Genomic DNA, 15486 nt, shown 5'->3' with positions numbered 1-15486 from the left:
TAATACTTACAAGTTATAGGACAAGGAATATTCGGATTTTAGGAGATTTTGGGTATGGATTTAAAAATAATGAAGTCTACAGGTAAGGAATGGTATGACAAGTGCATAGGAGAAAGATTTACTATTCATTCTGAAAGTAAAAAAGGTGGCAGGGGTAAATATGTAGTAAGAATACCAAAACACCTAAGAGAGTTAATGAATGGACATATGTATGGTTGGGTTGACAAAGAGCATTGCATATTATTAAAGCCCTTACCTTGCGATTATAAGTTAATAACTTTAAATAATACTCTAGCATTAATTCCAGTGGAGGAAGAACAATGAAAATTAAAGATTTAATAAAGAAATTAGAAGAGTTAGATGGTGAAAAAACTATAGCAATTTATGATTATGAAGAAGGCAAGGAAGAGTTAAGTTTACTTATTCTTAGAAATAACTATGTCGATGGCAAAAGTGATTATTTAATTGAATAGAATTGATTCGTCATTCAAATATATTACGAAATAGATAAAGGAGAGATAAAAATGGCTAAATTAATAGGGTTGGGATATGATAATAATGTTAATGCTGATAAAATAGTTGCAATTGTAAGTTCAAGTGCTGCACCTTCAAAAAGAGCTATTAAAAATGCTAAAGATAAAGAGTTATTAGTTGATGCGACAAATGGATGTAAAACAGCAGCAGTAATAATTATGGAAAGTGGACATGTTGTTATAAGTGCTTTAAAAGCTGAAACAATAAGAAAAAGAAGTACAGGGATATAAAATAATATAGAAAAAAAGAGAAAAATATATAAATAAGATAAATAAGTATAAAAATAGTGCCTAAATTTAAGAAAGTTTGTCAATAAACTAAAAAAAATAAAGGTGCTATTTTTTTATAAATATATTAAGATATTTGTATAATAAATCGGAAATAACGCTAAGTTCTTAGGGATATTACTTATTAAAATTAAAAAATGTCCACTTTGAATGGGTTGGGGTAAACTATATCGTTTTTTAGGGGGAATGGGTTTGAATAAAGAATTAGTAAAACAATTATATTGCAATGGATTAAATGCAAGAGAGATTGCAGAACAGTTAAATGTAAATAAATCAGCAGTAAATAAGTGCATACAAAGAAACTTCAAAGAATTTAAATCTGTTCACTTAAAAAATAGAAAGCACTTAAAGTTTTACGAAAATGAAGTAAGAAAAATAACAAAATATGAAAGTAAGCAGTATATGAGTGATAAAACTTTTATATTAAAGAATAGATCTTTTTATGAAACTAAAAAAGATGGAGATATAGTATTAAAAAGGAATATAGGATGTGCAATACCTTGGGATGTGCCAAGAAGATTGACAAATGAGTATAAGAGTTGTTAGAAATAACAGCTCTTTTATTATGTTCAAAATGGAGGGATGATAATGAGTATTGGGAGAATTATAAAAGAAAATTATCCAAAAAGTTATGAAAAACTAAACAAAATTAGGAGTGAAAATAAGAAAGAGAAGCTAACAGAAAAAGATATTAAAGAGTTAATGCATCATTCTTCATATAGGCGTGGATCACGAGGAGCAATTAAGCAGGTGAGGTAATGGCTAGAAAGAGAAAAATAATAGTTGAAGATACTGAGAGGAAAAAGAAAGTACCAGCACTTCCTATTCAAGAGCGTGATTATAATAGATTTAAATATAAGTTAGAAGAAATAAGCAAAGATTGTCCAGAAAGAAATTTAATGATTTTTTATATTGGTGTTGCTACTGGATATAGATTAGTTGATTACTTAGGATTAACAATTGGAGAATTAAAAGAGTTTTTGGATGAAGATAAGTTTATTATTCAAGAAAGTAAGCAGTATAATGCATGGAAAACACATATAGCAAATAATCCTAATTCAAAAAGAAAGCCTCCAGCTCCTAGAGAATCAATAATTCAAACAAATCTTAGGAAAAAAATTAAAGATTATGTTAAAGGGAAAAAGAATAGTCAGTATGCATTTGAAAGTGAAAAGTATCCAGGTGAATATATAACTCCTAAGTCATATAGTGCAATATTGAAACAGGTTGGACAAGAATTAGGTTTAAAACATATTACTGGACATAGTTTAAGAAAAACTTATGCTCAAAGATTATGGCAAGAAAAAAGAGATTTAGAGTTTGTTAGAAAAAGTTTAGGCCATAAGTCAATAGAAACTACTAAACATTACTTAGGATTAGATAACGAAATTAAAGAAGATGCATCAAGAATAGCAGATTCAAAATTATAATTTTTTTATACTTAATACGAAAAAAAGTAACTAAGGCATATAAGAGATAAAAAATAAAAATTCTTACTAATATATGCACTAAAAAAATGGTATGCGTAATTATAGGGGTTATTTCGCATAAGGAAGTGATAAAAGCAATGTGCTTTAAAGTATTGATTTTAAAGGCTTTAAATAGGTTTTTAAGAGTAATTATTAAAATATTAAAATCAAAAAGAGTTAATTATAAACCTTGAAACTCAACTTAATTAGTCCTTATACGTTATATAGCCTTGCTTTAAATGTATTAAAGGATAGTATGGAGGTGTGTAATGGCTAGAAAAAGAAATCCTAATAGAGATTTAGCTTATGAGTTGTTTAAGAACTCCAAAGGAAAATTAACTTGTAAAGCTATAGCAGAGCAGTTAAATGAAAAAGAAAGTAATATAAAGCTTTGGAGAAGAGAAGATAAATGGATTAATAAAGGTGGAGCTCCAAAAGGTAATAAGAATGCATTAGGTAATGTAGGTCAACTTAAACATGGTATATACTGTGATGAATCCAGATTTAGAGATAATAAGTTTTTATCTAAGTATTTACCTAGAAGTATGGTTAATGTAATAGAAGAGCTTAAGAGTGAAAATCCATTAGATATGTTATGGAGCAATATATTAATACAACAAGCTAAGATATTAAATATGCAAAAGATTATCCATGTAAAAAGTAAAAATGATATTACTAAGGTTAAGACTAAGGAAGCATATGGAGAAGCATCACATACAGAAGAATGGGAATACCAATTTGCTTGGGATAAAGAGAATGCAGCAGTAACAGTATTATCAAAAGCTATGCAAACTTTATTTAATATGATAAAGCAATATGATGAAATGGTTCATAAGAATTGGGAGCTAGTAACAGAAGAACAAAAATTAAGGATAGAAGTATTAAAAGAAAAACTAAATAAAGATGATACTTCTGGAATTAATAATAGAGTTCAAATTGTAGATGATATAGATGATTAAAGTAAAGTTAAAAAGTATAATTGCAAGTAGCTTTTATGAATCACATAAGGATATAAAGAATGAACTTCATACTCATTACTGGTTTAAAGGTGGTAGAGGAAGTACAAAATCATCTTTTATATCAATAGAAATAGTATTAGGTATGATGAGAGATGCGCAAGAGGGGATAATATCAAATGCTTTAATACTAAGAAGAGTTAAAGATACTTTATCAGAATCAGTAAGAGACCAAATAAAATGGGCCATAGATACTTTAGGTGTTAGTGATGATTGGCATGTTCCAGAAGCAAAGCTAACTATAACTTATAAGCCTACAGGACAAGTAATAAGATTTAAAGGGGCAGATAACCCTAAGAAAGTTAAATCTACTAAAGTACCTAAAGGATATATTAAATATATTTGGTATGAGGAAGTAGATGAATTTGAAGGGAAACATAAGATAGATACTATTAATCAATCGCTTATGAGAGGTGGACCAAAGTTTGTTGTATTTTATTCTTTCAATCCACCAGAAAGTCAAAGAAATTGGTGTAATCAAGAAGTTGTTGAAATTAGAGAAGATAAATATGTTCATCATAGTGATTATAGAACAGTACCTAAGGAATGGCTTGGAGAACAATTTATAATTGAAGCAGAACATATGAAGAAAGTTAATCCTACTAAATATGAGCATGACTATTTAGGTGCTGTAACAGGGACTGGTGGAGAAGTATTCACAAACATAACAGTAAGAAGGATAACAGATGATGAAATAAAAGTATTTGATAGATTAAAGAATGGACTAGATTTTGGTTATGCAGCAGATCCTTTAGCTTATGTATTAATGCATTATGATAAGACTAGAAAAAGATTATTTATATTTGGAGAAGTATATAAAGTTAAATTAAGTAATAGTAAGGCTGTAGAGTTAATAAAGGAGCTTAATCCTTTAAATAGAAGAGTTACAGCAGATAGTGCAGAACCAAGAACTATAAATGAATTTAAAAATCTAGGATTAAATATAACAGGTGCAAAGAAAGGGCCTGATTCAGTTGAGCATGGAATTAAATTCTTAAGTGAAGAGATAGAAGAAATAATAATAGATCCAATTAGATGCCCGAATACTAAACGTGAGTTTATGGGATATGAAATAGAAAAAGATAAGGAAGGGAATTTAAAGGGGGAATACCCAGATAAAAATAATCATACGATTGATGCTGTAAGGTATGGAATGGAAGATGAAATTATTAGTAGAAAAATAAAGGTAGGAAGTAAGAGTAAGTTAGGATTAAGATAGGAGTAATATAATATGGCTATAGTAAGGAGTAGGAAGTTTCTAGATGATGATGGAACAATATCTAGTAAGCTTCTTTTTTCATGCATAAAAGAGCATATGTCAGAAGTAGAACATAGATTAATTAAATTAAATGAGTATTATGATGGAAAACATGAAATACTTAATAGAACATTTAAAAATAAGAGTATTCCTAATAATAAAATAATATGTAACCATGCTGAGTATATATCAGATTTAGCAACTGGATATGTATTTGGAGTACCAATAACGTATAGTGGAAAGGGTGCAGAAGAATTAAATGCTAATTTTACTGAAATAGATGAAGATAGTCATAACAATGAACTTGCTTTAGACTTATCTATATTTGGTAGGGCATATGAATTGTTGTACATGAGTACTGATAAAAAACCAAAAATAGAATTAGCAACATTAAGTCCACTAAATACATTTTTAGTAGTAGATACTTCAGTGAAAGAAGAGCCTATGTTTGCGGTTCACTATTACCCTAATATCACTTTAGATAATTCTATAGAAAATTATACTGTAGAAGTATATACAGAAACTGAAAAGTTAATATATGAGTTTACATCATTACAAACAGAAGTTCCAACAGTTGTGGAAAAAGATTTAGAAGAGCATTTCTTTAAAGGAGTACCAGTAATTGAGTACCAAAATAACAAGAAATCAAGAGGAGATTTTGAAGGTGTTATACCTTTAATAGATGCATATAACAAATTACAATCAGATAGAGTTAATGATAAGGAACAATTAGTAGATGCATTTTTAATAGTTGTAGGACAAAGCTTAGGAGATACAAACGATGAAGTAACAGAAACGGTAAAACTTCTTAAGGAAGAAAAGATAATAGAACTTGATGAAGGTGGAGATGCTAAGTGGTTGGTTAAATCTCTAAGTGAAGATCAAGTTGAAGTATTAAAGAAATCATTAAAAGATGATATACATGAGTTTTCTAAAGTACCATGTTTAACTGATGAAAATTTTGTAGGTAATTCTTCTGGAGTTGCAATGAAATACAAATTATTAGGTCTTGAACAGTTAGGAAGAACAAAAGAAAGATACTTTAAAAAAGGTTTAAGAGAAAGACTTAAACTTATAGAAAATATAGAAAGCATAAGAGCAAATAATATTAAAGCAGCTGATATAGATATAAGTATGAAGAGAAGTTTACCAATAGATAATGAATTGTTAGCTAAAATTGCTATTGAAACAGAAGGATTATTAAGTTGGGAAACAAGAATAAAGAATTATGATCCAGAAATTGATATTGAAGAAGAAAGAAAAAGATTAGAAGAAGAAAAGAAGAGAAATATTAAAGAACAACAAAAAGCATTTGGCTTCCCATATGATGAATCAGACAAGCCTAATAATAACGTTGAGGAAGGTGAAGAAGAATGATAATAATTGCTTCGATAGTGTTAATTTTAAATGCATTAACTGGATTAATAAAATTTTTGATGATATTTACTGAAAAAACTACTGGTAAGAGAGTATCAAGTTTTATAGATACTATAATTTGCATTGTAACGTGTCTATTATCTATCTATGTTTTAAAGTTATAGTATGAATAGCAGAAATAATAGTTACTGGGAAGCTAGAACAAAGGCTATAATGGACAAACAGCAGTTAAATGCTGATATAACATATAGGAAGTTAAGAAAAGCTTATATAAAGGCTATAGCTGAAATAGAAGTAGATGTTAGAAGAATATATAATAAGCTTAAGAAAAATGGTGAGCTTAATGATAAGCAAGTAAAAGAATTTTTAAATACTGAATTATCAAAGTTAGATAGAAAAGAGTTAAAGAAGTTAATTCTAAATACAAAAGATGATAAGTTAAGAAAGTTTTTAACAGCTAAATTAGATGCACCAGCTTATGCTGCAAGAATAGCAAGAAAAGAGGTTCTTAAGGAAACATTAGTAGATAATTTAAAGCAGATAATGAATGAAGTTGCAGTAAATGAAATGGTATTAGATAAAAATCTGTTTATTCAAAATATGAATGAATCATACTATACCCATATGTGGGAAGTACAAAGAGGTATGCAGATAGGATTTGATGTAGGAGCTTTAGGAAAGGAAACTATTGAAGCTATATTAAAAAGACCATTTGCAGGAGGTTATTATTCAGAAAGAATATGGGGTAATACATCAAAATTAACAGAACAGCTTTATGAAACTGTATTATCAGGATTATTAAATGGTAAGCCATTAAAGAAAATGATAAATGAATTAACAGAAACAATGGGAGTTGGTGAAAGTGCTGCAAGAAGATTAGTAAGAACAGAATCAGCATATTACACCAATATGGCAGCAGTTGAAGGATACAAGGAATGTGGAATAGAAAAATATAGATATTTTGCAAAGCTAGATCTTAAAGTAAGTAATATATGTAGAGAGCTAGATGGAAAGATATTTTTTATAAGTGAAGCACAAGCAGGAGTAAATCTTCCACCAATGCATCCATGGTGTAGAAGTTCAATAGGGCCAGTTATTGATGGTGGAGTTGCTCAAAGAATTGGAGTTAGAACAAGAGATGTAGTTACAGGACAAAGTCATGTAATCAAAGGAGATATAACATATAAAGAGTGGTATGATAGATTTGTAGTAGATAAATACGGAGAAGATAAAGCTAAAGAGCTAGAAAAGAAAGCAAAGACTTACAAGAAAACTAAATCAAATAAAAAAGATAATTAGCACTTACATAAGTAGGTGCTTTTATTTATGTCTAAAGTTGGAGGGGTTATGAAAATTATAGAAAAGTTAAAACAGATATTTAACACTAAAAATCATAAACATGAAATAGAGTATCAAAAAGGCTTTGGTTACAGGTGTAAATGGTGTGATAAAACTAAATCACAATGTAACTAAAGTCTTTTATTATATTTAAATTTAAGGAGGTATTGAACAATGGAATTAAAAGATACTGTTCAAATGATGGAAAGTGTAGATTATAAAGAAAGGTTTAAAGCAGAGTATTTACAATTAAAAATAAGAATAAATGGATTAAGAAATATGCTTAAGAAATATAAAGCAGGAACTTTACCTTTTACACCTTCTTGTAGTTATGATTTATTGAATGGTCAATTAAAAGCTATGGAACTATACGCAACTTACTTAGAAGAAAGAGCAGAAATTGAAGGAATAGATTTAAAATAGTTGAGGTGGAATAATGACAGTAGATAGAGATAATTATTGCAAAGATTGCAAGAGAAGTATTTACGGAGAAGATAAAGATTGTGATGTAAATATAGAAAACAATGGAAAGTATGTTATGGCTGGAGAGAAGTGTTATTGCAAAATAGGTCCAGATGGTAAAATGGCTGAAAAATATCCATGGGATAAATAAGGAGGAAGTATGGCTAAGTACAGAAAAAAACCAGTAGAGATTGAAGCTTTCCAATATGATGGAGATTTTATGAATAAGGATGGATATTATTATGTTCCAGATTGGGCTGTTTGCGCTAATGCAGAAGGTGTTTTATATTTTGAAGATGGAGAACTATTCATAAAAACGCTAGAAGGTATACATCATGCTAGTGTAGGTGATTATATTATCAGAGGTGTAAAGGGAGAATTGTATCCTTGTAAACCAGATATTTTTGAAATGACATATGAAACAGGGGAAATCGGAGAAATCAGCGATGGATATCATACTTTTAATGAATTGTATTATCATAGAATGATTTTATTTTCTGTAATATGTAATTCAAATTCACAAAAATCATGGAAGTCGTGGAAACATCATGATGGAACTATGTATGATGATTATTTTATAGTTGGAATTGATACCCAAGAAGGACAATATTCATATCATTATCATAAATCAGAATGGGATTATTTTAATGTTGAAGAATTAGAATTTGCTCCTGAATGGGATGGTCATAAGCCAAAAGATATAACAAGATTATTAAGTTTAATTTAAGTCTTAGGAAACTAAGGCTTTTTATTATGCCCAAAACTTGCTTAAGGCTTGAAACTGTGCAAGTAAATAAAAATAAAAGGAGGATAACGAAGTGGTACAAAAATTAAGTATGAACTTTCAACTATTTGGACTAGGACAATTTTCTAGACCATTTTTAAATGCAGATGATGGAGCTGGTAATGGAGGATCATCACCAGAAGTAGGAGATCAAAGTAACAATCAAAACTCAGATGGAGGGCAAAAATCTTTTGATGACATATTAAAAGATAGTAACTATCAAACTGAATTTGAAAAGAGAATGTCAGAAGCAATTAAATCAGAAAGAGCAAAATGGGAGGCTGATTCTAAAACTAAAATTGATGAAGCTAAAACAGAAGCAGAAAAAGTTGCAAAGATGACAGCAGAACAAAAAGCTAAGTATGAAGAAGAGAAAAGAGTTGCAGATATAGAAAGAAGAGAAAAAGAATTAAATACTAAAGAATTAAAGATTCAAGCAGATACAATTTTAGCTGAAAAGAATTTACCTAAATCACTAGCTGAAATTGTTATTTATGAAAATGCAGATACATGTATTAAGAGCATTGAAGCAATAGAAACTGCTTTTAATGAAGCGGTAGAAAGCGCTGTAAATGAAAGATTAAGAGGCGGAACACCATATAAAAGTAGACAAATTAGCAATATAGATTATAACAACATGAGTGATGCTGAATATTATGCAGCAACTTATAAAAATAAAAAATAATTAATTAAAGAAAGAAGGAATATAAAATGGCAAATGAATTTATTACAGTAAAAGAAATAGCAAGACAAACATTACCAAGATTAATTGAAAACTTAGTTTTCCCTAACTTAATACACAAAGACTTTAGTAATGATTTTGTAGCTGGTAAAGGAGCTACAATACAAGTTAAAAAACCTGTTATTTTAACTGCAAAGGAATTTAATGAATCAGAAGGAACTTCAGCACAAGATGTTAAAGAAGAATCAGTAGATGTAACATTAGATAAACTTGCAACAGTTGATATTGAATTTGGAGCTATTCAAAGGGCTACTAATGTAGATGATTTAAATAGATTATTTTTAGAACCAGCAGCAGTAGCATTAGCAGAAAAAATTAATTCAGATGGATTATTTTTATATAAGGATATACCTTACACAGTAGGTACAGCTGGAACAACTCCAAGTAAACTTAGTGATCTAGCAAATGCAAGAAAAATGTTAAATACAAATAAAGTTCCTATAGCTGGAAGAGTTGCAGTGTGGGATCCAGAAGCAGATGCTAACTTTACTACAATAGATGCAATTGTTAATGCAGAGAAGAGTGGTTCAACTAATGCGTTAAGAGAGGGATCTATTGGACGTGTATTTGGATTAGATAATTATATGTCACAAGGAGTAAAACAACATGCTACAGGAATTACAGCTTTTGATACTGTTAAATTAGGTGCTATAGCAGAGATAGGTGCAACTACAATTCAATTAACAGGTACTACATTAACAGGTAAACTACTTAAAGGAGATGTATTAACAATTGCAGGAAATAACTATACGGTAATAGAAGATACAGCTGGTGCAAGCGGAAATTCTATTGCAAGTGTAGAGATTTATCCAGCATTAAAAGCAAGAGGTACAACAAGTACAGTTGTAAAAATGATAGCTAACCATACTGCTAATTTAGCGTTTAATCCAATGGCGTTTGCATTTGTAACTAGACCATTAGTTGCACCAGCAGGAGTTGAATCTTATGTTACATCTTATAATGGAATTACATTAAGGGTAGTAAGAGGATATGACATGAAGTATAAAAAGGAAATGCTTTCAATGGATGTTCTTTATGGATATAAAACAATGTATCCAGAATTAGCTACAAGAGTATTAGGATAAATTGAGGGGAATATCCCTCAATTTTTTTTATGAGGTGAGTTCATGGCACAATTAGAGAAGCTAAAAATAAGATTAGAGATAAAAGATACAACTCAAGATGAATTATTTAATATGGTTTTAGAAGATGCAGAAACAGAAATATTAGATTACTGCAATAGAGATGTATTATTACCGCGTATGCTTGGGTTGCAAAGAGAATTAGCAATTGTTTATTATAACAGGCTAGGAAGTGAAGGCGAGTCTTCTAGAAGTGAAGGAGGGGTATCTGTAAGTTATAGTACTGATATTCCTGAAAATATTAAAAGAAGATTAAACTCCTATAGGAGATTAAAGGCGGTGAGATTGGCCAATGAGAATAAAGAATAAAAAAGTTTACTGGCTTAAGAAAAAAATAAACACTGAAGATGATGAAGGTAATGTTTATGAGGATTATTCTAATGAGCCAATTGAAATAAAAGCTAATATATATCCAGCGAGTGGAAAGTTACAAGTTGAAATATATGGTGAGAGATTAAATTATATATTTAATATGCTTTATGATGGTCCAGAAAATTTAAATGAAGGTGATGGAATATGTGTTTTTGTAGATAAAGATAGTAAACCAGACTATAAGATAATATCAATTAAACCATATTCACACCAATTAATAGAATTGGAGAAGATATAATGGCTATAACTAACGTAAAAAGGCTTATGAAAAAGCTTGATGAATTAGGTGGTAATAGTGAGGCTGTATTTGAAAATGCTGTAGAAAAGGCAGGGAAAGCAATAGCTAAATATGCACAAGATTATTGTCCTGAAAGTGGATTAAGTGATGATACATTAAGGGATTCAATTAAATTTGAAATGGTTAAAAAAGATGGTAAAAAGACTAAAGGAAGAGTTGTTACAAATCATGAGTATGCAGCTTATGTAGAGTTTGGAACAGGACCAGTAGGAGCAAAAAGTGGTGGAGTTGCTTCGAAATTAGCAGGTAAAATAATTTATAAATCAGATGGTTGGTATATTCCAGCTAGCGAGATTGAACCAGCAGTAGCAGAGCAATATCATTTTAAACTTGTAACCATTGGTGGAGTTGATTTTTACTATTCAGAAGGACAAGCAGCACAACCTTATATGTATCCAGCAGTAGTAGGCAAAGAAAAAGCCATAGGTAATATAGTTAGATATCAAATAAACAAAGAAATAAAAAGAATATGTAATAGTAGGTGATAACTTGGTTAATTTTAAGCCTATAATTTATAAAAAACTAAAAGAAATTGAAGGTGTTACAGTAAGTGAAGAATATCCAAATGATTGGAGCAAACTACCTGCTGTAACTTATTCAGAGGAAGATAATTCTACCTATGAAGTAGTAGATAATAAAGAAGCTACTTGTAGGATTATTTACAGAATAGAGGTATGGAGTGAAAGAAGCACTTCAGAAATTGTTTTAAATATAGATAAAGCAATAACTTCATTAGGTTTAAAAAGAACATTCTGCAAAGATGCTCCAGTTCCAAGCAAATTAAAGCATAAAGTTCTTAGATATGAAGGTATTGTTGATATCAAGACATTTAGAGTATACCAAAGAAATTAAGGAGGAGATTATATGTTAGCAAATGGTATTAAATTAGGATATTCAACAAGTGGTTCAAGTTATACGAATTTAGAAGGACTTCAAGAAGTTCCTGAAATTGGTTCAGATCCTGAAAAAGTTGATGTAACTACCTTAGCAGATAAAGCAAAAAAATATGAACAAGGTATAGGGGATTATGGAGATTTAGAGTTTACATTTAAATATGACAACTCTTCTTCGACATCACCATTTAGAATATTAAAAGGGTTTGAAGCAAATAAAACAGTAGTTAAATTCCAAATGGAATTCCCAGACGGAACAAAATTTAAATGGGATGCTCAAGTAAGTGTAAAGATTGGGGGCGGTGGTGTTAATGCATTAATAACATTTACTGTATCAATGGCTTTACAAAGTGATGTTGAAATAGAAAATCCATCAGACCCATTATCAGTTTAAGAAATCAAGGAAGGTGAAGAATAATGAAATATCATACTTTAGAAATTAATGGACAAGAGTTAAGATGTAGATTAACTACTCAGAACACAAGAAAGCTTGAAGAAAAATTAGGCGGAGAGTCATTAATGTTAATGCTAGTAAAAAAGAAAGTATTAGGTGTTGGTGATATATCAGCAATACTTCATTCATCATTACAAGCATTAGAGCATGGATGGACAGCTCAAAAAGTAGACAATCTTATTGATGAATATATAGATAATGATGGTGACTTATTTACACTTCAACAAGAGTGTATGAACATAATGAAGGTAAGTGGTTTTTTCAAGGAGAGTCCACAGAACCAAGAGCAGGAAGTGGACAAGGAAGAAGCAAAAGAAGCTATGAAACTTTTACTGAATTAATTAATGAATTATATCCTATTTGTTTAGACATAGGTATTTCTCCTGGATTATTTTATGAAAGTACTATAGATGAATTAATTGATTTAATTACATCTCATGGAAGAAAAGAAGAAGCTAGGCAAAAAGAAAATATAGCTATGAATTATATGTTAGCTAGACAAATAGGAGAAAATATAGCAGTTTTATTTGATAAAAATGCAAAAGTAACTCCAGTCTGGGATTTATATCCTGATTTATTTAATAAAGAAAAAGAAATAAGCGAGAAGAATGCAAGAGAGGCAGAAATGGAAGCTTATAAAGCGAAGTTTACTGCCTTTGCTTATACAGTTAACTCTAAAATAGGGGGTGACAATAGATAAATGACTATAGAAGAATTAGAAATAGTTATTGAAGCTCAAACAAGAGAATTTAATCAACAGATAGCTAATGTAACAAATCAAGTTAGCAATATGGAGAAAAGAGTTAATAAATCTCTAGGAAATATAAAAAATATTTTTGGTAGAGTAGGTAAATGGATTGCTGCTCTTGGTATAGGTAAAGTTATAAAAGATAGTATTATAACAGCTATGGACTCTATAGAAAGTGATTCTATGTTTGATACTGTATTTGGTTCTCTAGCTAATGATGTGCGGCAATGGTCAGAAGAACTACAGAGTACACTAGGATTAAATGGTTATGCTATTAGAGAAAATGTAGCAACTTTGTATAATATGACTCAATCAATGGGTTTAGCATCAAACAAAGCCCTAACCCTTTCAAAAGATATGACATTACTTGCTGAAGATATGGCAAGTTTTTATAACATAAGTAGTGATGAAGCATTTAATAAGATTAGATCTGGTTTAACAGGAGAGACAGAACCACTTAAAGCATTAGGTATATTAGTTGATGATGCAACTATTAAACAATATGCTTATGCAAATGGAATAGCTAAAACTGGAAGTGAATTAAGTAATACAGAAAAAGTAATGGCTAGATATATTGCTATACAACAACAAACAGCAACAGCAAGTGGAGATTTAGCAAGAACATTAAATTCTCCAGCCAATCAATTAAGAGTATTACAAAATAATTTAAATCTTCTAAAAATAGAGTTAGGTAATGCTTTTATGCCAATAGTACAAGTTGTACTGCCTATCTTAAATTCATTTGTACAAGCTTTAGTAAAGGTAACTAGTGTAGTAGCTAGATTTATGAATGCATTATTTGGAACTTCAGCTAGTTCATCTGCAGGAAGCACAGCAGATGCTATTGGGGGAGTTAGCACCGCAGTTAATGGAGTTAGTGATGCATATAATGATGCAGGTAAAAGTGCTAAAAAGGCTGCTAAAGATGCAAAGGGATTTCTAGCAGGCTTTGATGAAATCAATAAAGTAAATCAAAATAGTTCGGATTCTGATTCAGATTCTGGAAGTGGTTCATCTGGTAGTGGTGCAGGAGGAATTGATATTCCAACTTTCAACATTGAAGATCAAGAGGGTGCACTTTCACAATTAGCTGGAAAAGTAGAAGAATTTGCACTAAAAGTGAGAAATGCATTTATAAGTCTTGCAGATTTTATAAGAGAACATAAAGAAATTATTATCTCAATTATAGGAGGATTAATTGCAGGAATTTCAGCATTTTTTATAGCAGTAAATTGGCCACTTATAACAGCAACTTTTAGTAGTGCAATTTCATCTTGTACAACAGGAATAATAGGTTTAATAAAAGCTATTAGCTTTGTAGGATTAGAACCATTTATCGGAGCATTAATGAGTTTATATGGTCCAGCTTTATTAATAGCTGGAGCTGTAGCTTTAATTACTACTACATTTTTATATTTATGGCAAACATCAGATGGTTTTAGACAATCATTAATTGATGGATGGAATGCTTTAGTAAGTGCATTAACACCATATTTCCAAGCTATCATGGGAGCCTTAAAATTAGTAGGAGATATATTAATAACTGTCTTAAAACCTATATTATTTATATTATGGGATGCTTGGTGCACTGTTATAGATAATATAGTAAGAGTAACAATGGCTCTATGGACAAACTGTATAGCTCCAGTTGTTCAATTCCTAGGTGAATGTCTTAAAAAAGTTATAGATGGATTAACCGAAATATGGCAAGCATGGAAACCTACAATAGAAAAAATAGGTGAAATACTTGTTGGTATATGGAATACTTGCTTAAAGCCAGTTGTAAATTGGTTAGGAGATACTTTTATAAAGGCATTTAAAAATATAGGGGATTATATAAAACCTATATTAGACAACTTAAAAACTATGTTTGGTGGATTAGTAGATTTTATAGTAGGAGTACTTACTGGAAATTGGAGAAAAGCATGGCAAGGTATTGTTGATATATTTAGAGGTATATTTAATGGACTTGAATCAATTGCTAAAAAACCACTAAATTATATTATTAAAGCTGTTAATAGCATGATTAAAGGATTAAATAAAATTAAACTTCCAGATTGGGTTCCAGGACTAGGCGGGAAGGGTATTAATATTCCAGAAATACCAATGTTGGCAAAGGGTGGTATAGTTGATAGTCCAACAATTGCAATGGTTGGTGAAGCAGGAAGAGAAGCTGTAATGCCACTTGAAAATAATACTGGTTGGATAACTGATTTAGCTAATAAGGTTGCTGAAAGATTACCTTCACAATCAAGTACTAATAATAACAATGACCAGCCTATTAATTTTACTATTCAGGTCGGGCAAACTAC

General features: G+C 30.0%; 25 protein-coding genes. All 25 read left to right on the top strand.

Annotated elements, in window-relative coordinates; genetic code table 11:
- Nucleotides 1–54: 54 nt before the first annotated feature.
- Nucleotides 55–324: a hypothetical protein gene (locus ABUA17_RS16980; RefSeq protein WP_288219080.1), complete on the top strand. Its 270-nt coding sequence runs from the start codon at nucleotides 55–57 to the stop codon at nucleotides 322–324.
- Nucleotides 321–473, top strand: coding sequence for a hypothetical protein (locus tag ABUA17_RS16975; protein WP_288219079.1), 153 nt, complete (start codon nucleotides 321–323; stop codon nucleotides 471–473). The genes ABUA17_RS16980 and ABUA17_RS16975 overlap by 4 nt, the downstream gene beginning before the upstream one ends.
- A gap of 51 nt (nucleotides 474–524) precedes the next feature.
- Nucleotides 525–764, top strand: a complete 240-nt coding sequence (locus tag ABUA17_RS16970; RefSeq protein ID WP_349818157.1) for a DUF370 domain-containing protein — start codon at nucleotides 525–527, stop codon at nucleotides 762–764.
- Between the two features lie 249 nt (nucleotides 765–1013).
- Nucleotides 1014–1367, top strand: coding sequence for a hypothetical protein (locus tag ABUA17_RS16965; protein ID WP_052330551.1), 354 nt, complete (start codon nucleotides 1014–1016; stop codon nucleotides 1365–1367).
- 42 nt (nucleotides 1368–1409) lie between these two features.
- On the top strand, nucleotides 1410–1580 hold the full coding sequence (locus ABUA17_RS16960; protein ID WP_198133956.1) for a hypothetical protein: 171 nt from the start codon (nucleotides 1410–1412) through the stop codon (nucleotides 1578–1580).
- Nucleotides 1580–2251 (top strand): tyrosine-type recombinase/integrase, encoded by a 672-nt coding sequence (locus ABUA17_RS16955; RefSeq protein WP_349818158.1) that lies wholly within the window; start codon nucleotides 1580–1582, stop codon nucleotides 2249–2251. Before ABUA17_RS16960 ends, ABUA17_RS16955 begins: the two co-directional genes overlap by 1 nt.
- 308 nt (nucleotides 2252–2559) lie before the next feature.
- Complete coding sequence (gene terS / locus ABUA17_RS16950; RefSeq protein WP_288161014.1) at nucleotides 2560–3249, top strand: phage terminase small subunit; 690 nt, start codon at nucleotides 2560–2562, stop codon at nucleotides 3247–3249.
- Nucleotides 3242–4525 (top strand): PBSX family phage terminase large subunit, encoded by a 1284-nt coding sequence (locus ABUA17_RS16945; RefSeq protein WP_288161015.1) that lies wholly within the window; start codon nucleotides 3242–3244, stop codon nucleotides 4523–4525. The genes terS and ABUA17_RS16945 overlap by 8 nt, the downstream gene beginning before the upstream one ends.
- A 12-nt stretch (nucleotides 4526–4537) precedes the next feature.
- Nucleotides 4538–5941, top strand: coding sequence for a phage portal protein (locus ABUA17_RS16940; RefSeq protein WP_288161016.1), 1404 nt, complete (start codon nucleotides 4538–4540; stop codon nucleotides 5939–5941).
- Nucleotides 5938–6105: a hypothetical protein gene (locus ABUA17_RS16935; RefSeq protein ID WP_288161017.1), complete on the top strand. Its 168-nt coding sequence runs from the start codon at nucleotides 5938–5940 to the stop codon at nucleotides 6103–6105. The genes ABUA17_RS16940 and ABUA17_RS16935 overlap by 4 nt, the downstream gene beginning before the upstream one ends.
- A gap of 1 nt (nucleotide 6106) precedes the next feature.
- On the top strand, nucleotides 6107–7240 hold the full coding sequence (locus ABUA17_RS16930; RefSeq protein ID WP_288161018.1) for a minor capsid protein: 1134 nt from the start codon (nucleotides 6107–6109) through the stop codon (nucleotides 7238–7240).
- 48 nt (nucleotides 7241–7288) lie between these two features.
- Nucleotides 7289–7414 carry a hypothetical protein gene (locus tag ABUA17_RS16925; protein ID WP_349819630.1) on the top strand — a complete coding sequence of 42 codons (126 nt, stop codon included), beginning with the start codon at nucleotides 7289–7291 and terminating at the stop codon, nucleotides 7412–7414.
- 39 nt (nucleotides 7415–7453) lie between these two features.
- Nucleotides 7454–7702, top strand: coding sequence for a crAss001_48 related protein (locus ABUA17_RS16920; protein WP_288161020.1), 249 nt, complete (start codon nucleotides 7454–7456; stop codon nucleotides 7700–7702).
- Nucleotides 7703–7715: 13 nt separating this feature from the next.
- A complete protein-coding gene (locus ABUA17_RS16915) occupies nucleotides 7716–7892 on the top strand; it encodes a hypothetical protein (RefSeq protein ID WP_288161021.1) in 177 nt (58 codons plus the stop codon).
- 9 nt (nucleotides 7893–7901) lie between these two features.
- The gene (locus tag ABUA17_RS16910; RefSeq protein WP_288161022.1) at nucleotides 7902–8468 is read left to right on the top strand and encodes a WDGH domain-containing protein; all 567 of its coding nucleotides are present in this window, start codon (nucleotides 7902–7904) and stop codon (nucleotides 8466–8468) included.
- 91 nt (nucleotides 8469–8559) lie between these two features.
- A complete protein-coding gene (locus ABUA17_RS16905; protein WP_288161023.1) occupies nucleotides 8560–9210 on the top strand; it encodes a DUF4355 domain-containing protein in 651 nt (216 codons plus the stop codon).
- Between the two features lie 26 nt (nucleotides 9211–9236).
- A complete protein-coding gene (locus tag ABUA17_RS16900; RefSeq protein WP_288161024.1) occupies nucleotides 9237–10352 on the top strand; it encodes a major capsid protein in 1116 nt (371 codons plus the stop codon).
- A gap of 42 nt (nucleotides 10353–10394) precedes the next feature.
- Entirely contained in the window at nucleotides 10395–10718 is a 324-nt protein-coding gene (locus ABUA17_RS16895) for a phage head-tail connector protein (RefSeq protein WP_288161025.1), read from the top strand.
- Entirely contained in the window at nucleotides 10702–11019 is a 318-nt protein-coding gene (locus tag ABUA17_RS16890; protein WP_288161026.1) for a hypothetical protein, read from the top strand. The genes ABUA17_RS16895 and ABUA17_RS16890 overlap by 17 nt, the downstream gene beginning before the upstream one ends.
- On the top strand, nucleotides 11019–11564 hold the full coding sequence (locus ABUA17_RS16885) for an HK97-gp10 family putative phage morphogenesis protein (protein WP_349818159.1): 546 nt from the start codon (nucleotides 11019–11021) through the stop codon (nucleotides 11562–11564). The genes ABUA17_RS16890 and ABUA17_RS16885 overlap by 1 nt, the downstream gene beginning before the upstream one ends.
- A 4-nt stretch (nucleotides 11565–11568) precedes the next feature.
- On the top strand, nucleotides 11569–11931 hold the full coding sequence (locus tag ABUA17_RS16880; RefSeq protein WP_349818160.1) for a hypothetical protein: 363 nt from the start codon (nucleotides 11569–11571) through the stop codon (nucleotides 11929–11931).
- 12 nt (nucleotides 11932–11943) lie between these two features.
- Nucleotides 11944–12366: a phage tail tube protein gene (locus tag ABUA17_RS16875; protein ID WP_349818161.1), complete on the top strand. Its 423-nt coding sequence runs from the start codon at nucleotides 11944–11946 to the stop codon at nucleotides 12364–12366.
- Nucleotides 12367–12389: 23 nt separating this feature from the next.
- Nucleotides 12390–12767 carry a tail assembly chaperone gene (locus tag ABUA17_RS16870; protein ID WP_195952272.1) on the top strand — a complete coding sequence of 126 codons (378 nt, stop codon included), beginning with the start codon at nucleotides 12390–12392 and terminating at the stop codon, nucleotides 12765–12767.
- Complete coding sequence (locus tag ABUA17_RS16865; protein ID WP_195952273.1) at nucleotides 12656–13126, top strand: hypothetical protein; 471 nt, start codon at nucleotides 12656–12658, stop codon at nucleotides 13124–13126. Before ABUA17_RS16870 ends, ABUA17_RS16865 begins: the two co-directional genes overlap by 112 nt.
- Nucleotides 13127–15486 (top strand): phage tail protein (locus tag ABUA17_RS16860; protein ID WP_491006331.1); only part of this gene is annotated, 2360 nt, incomplete at its 3' end. It lies immediately after the preceding gene.

The sequence above is a fragment of the Clostridium sp. RTP31139st1_H3_RTP31139_211217 genome, from assembly GCF_040227035.1.
Classification (GTDB): Bacteria; Bacillota; Clostridia; order Clostridiales; family Clostridiaceae; genus Clostridium; species Clostridium saudiense.
The sequence above is the reverse complement of the archived record's forward strand: the minus strand, read 5'-3'. Positions and strand labels throughout refer to the sequence as shown.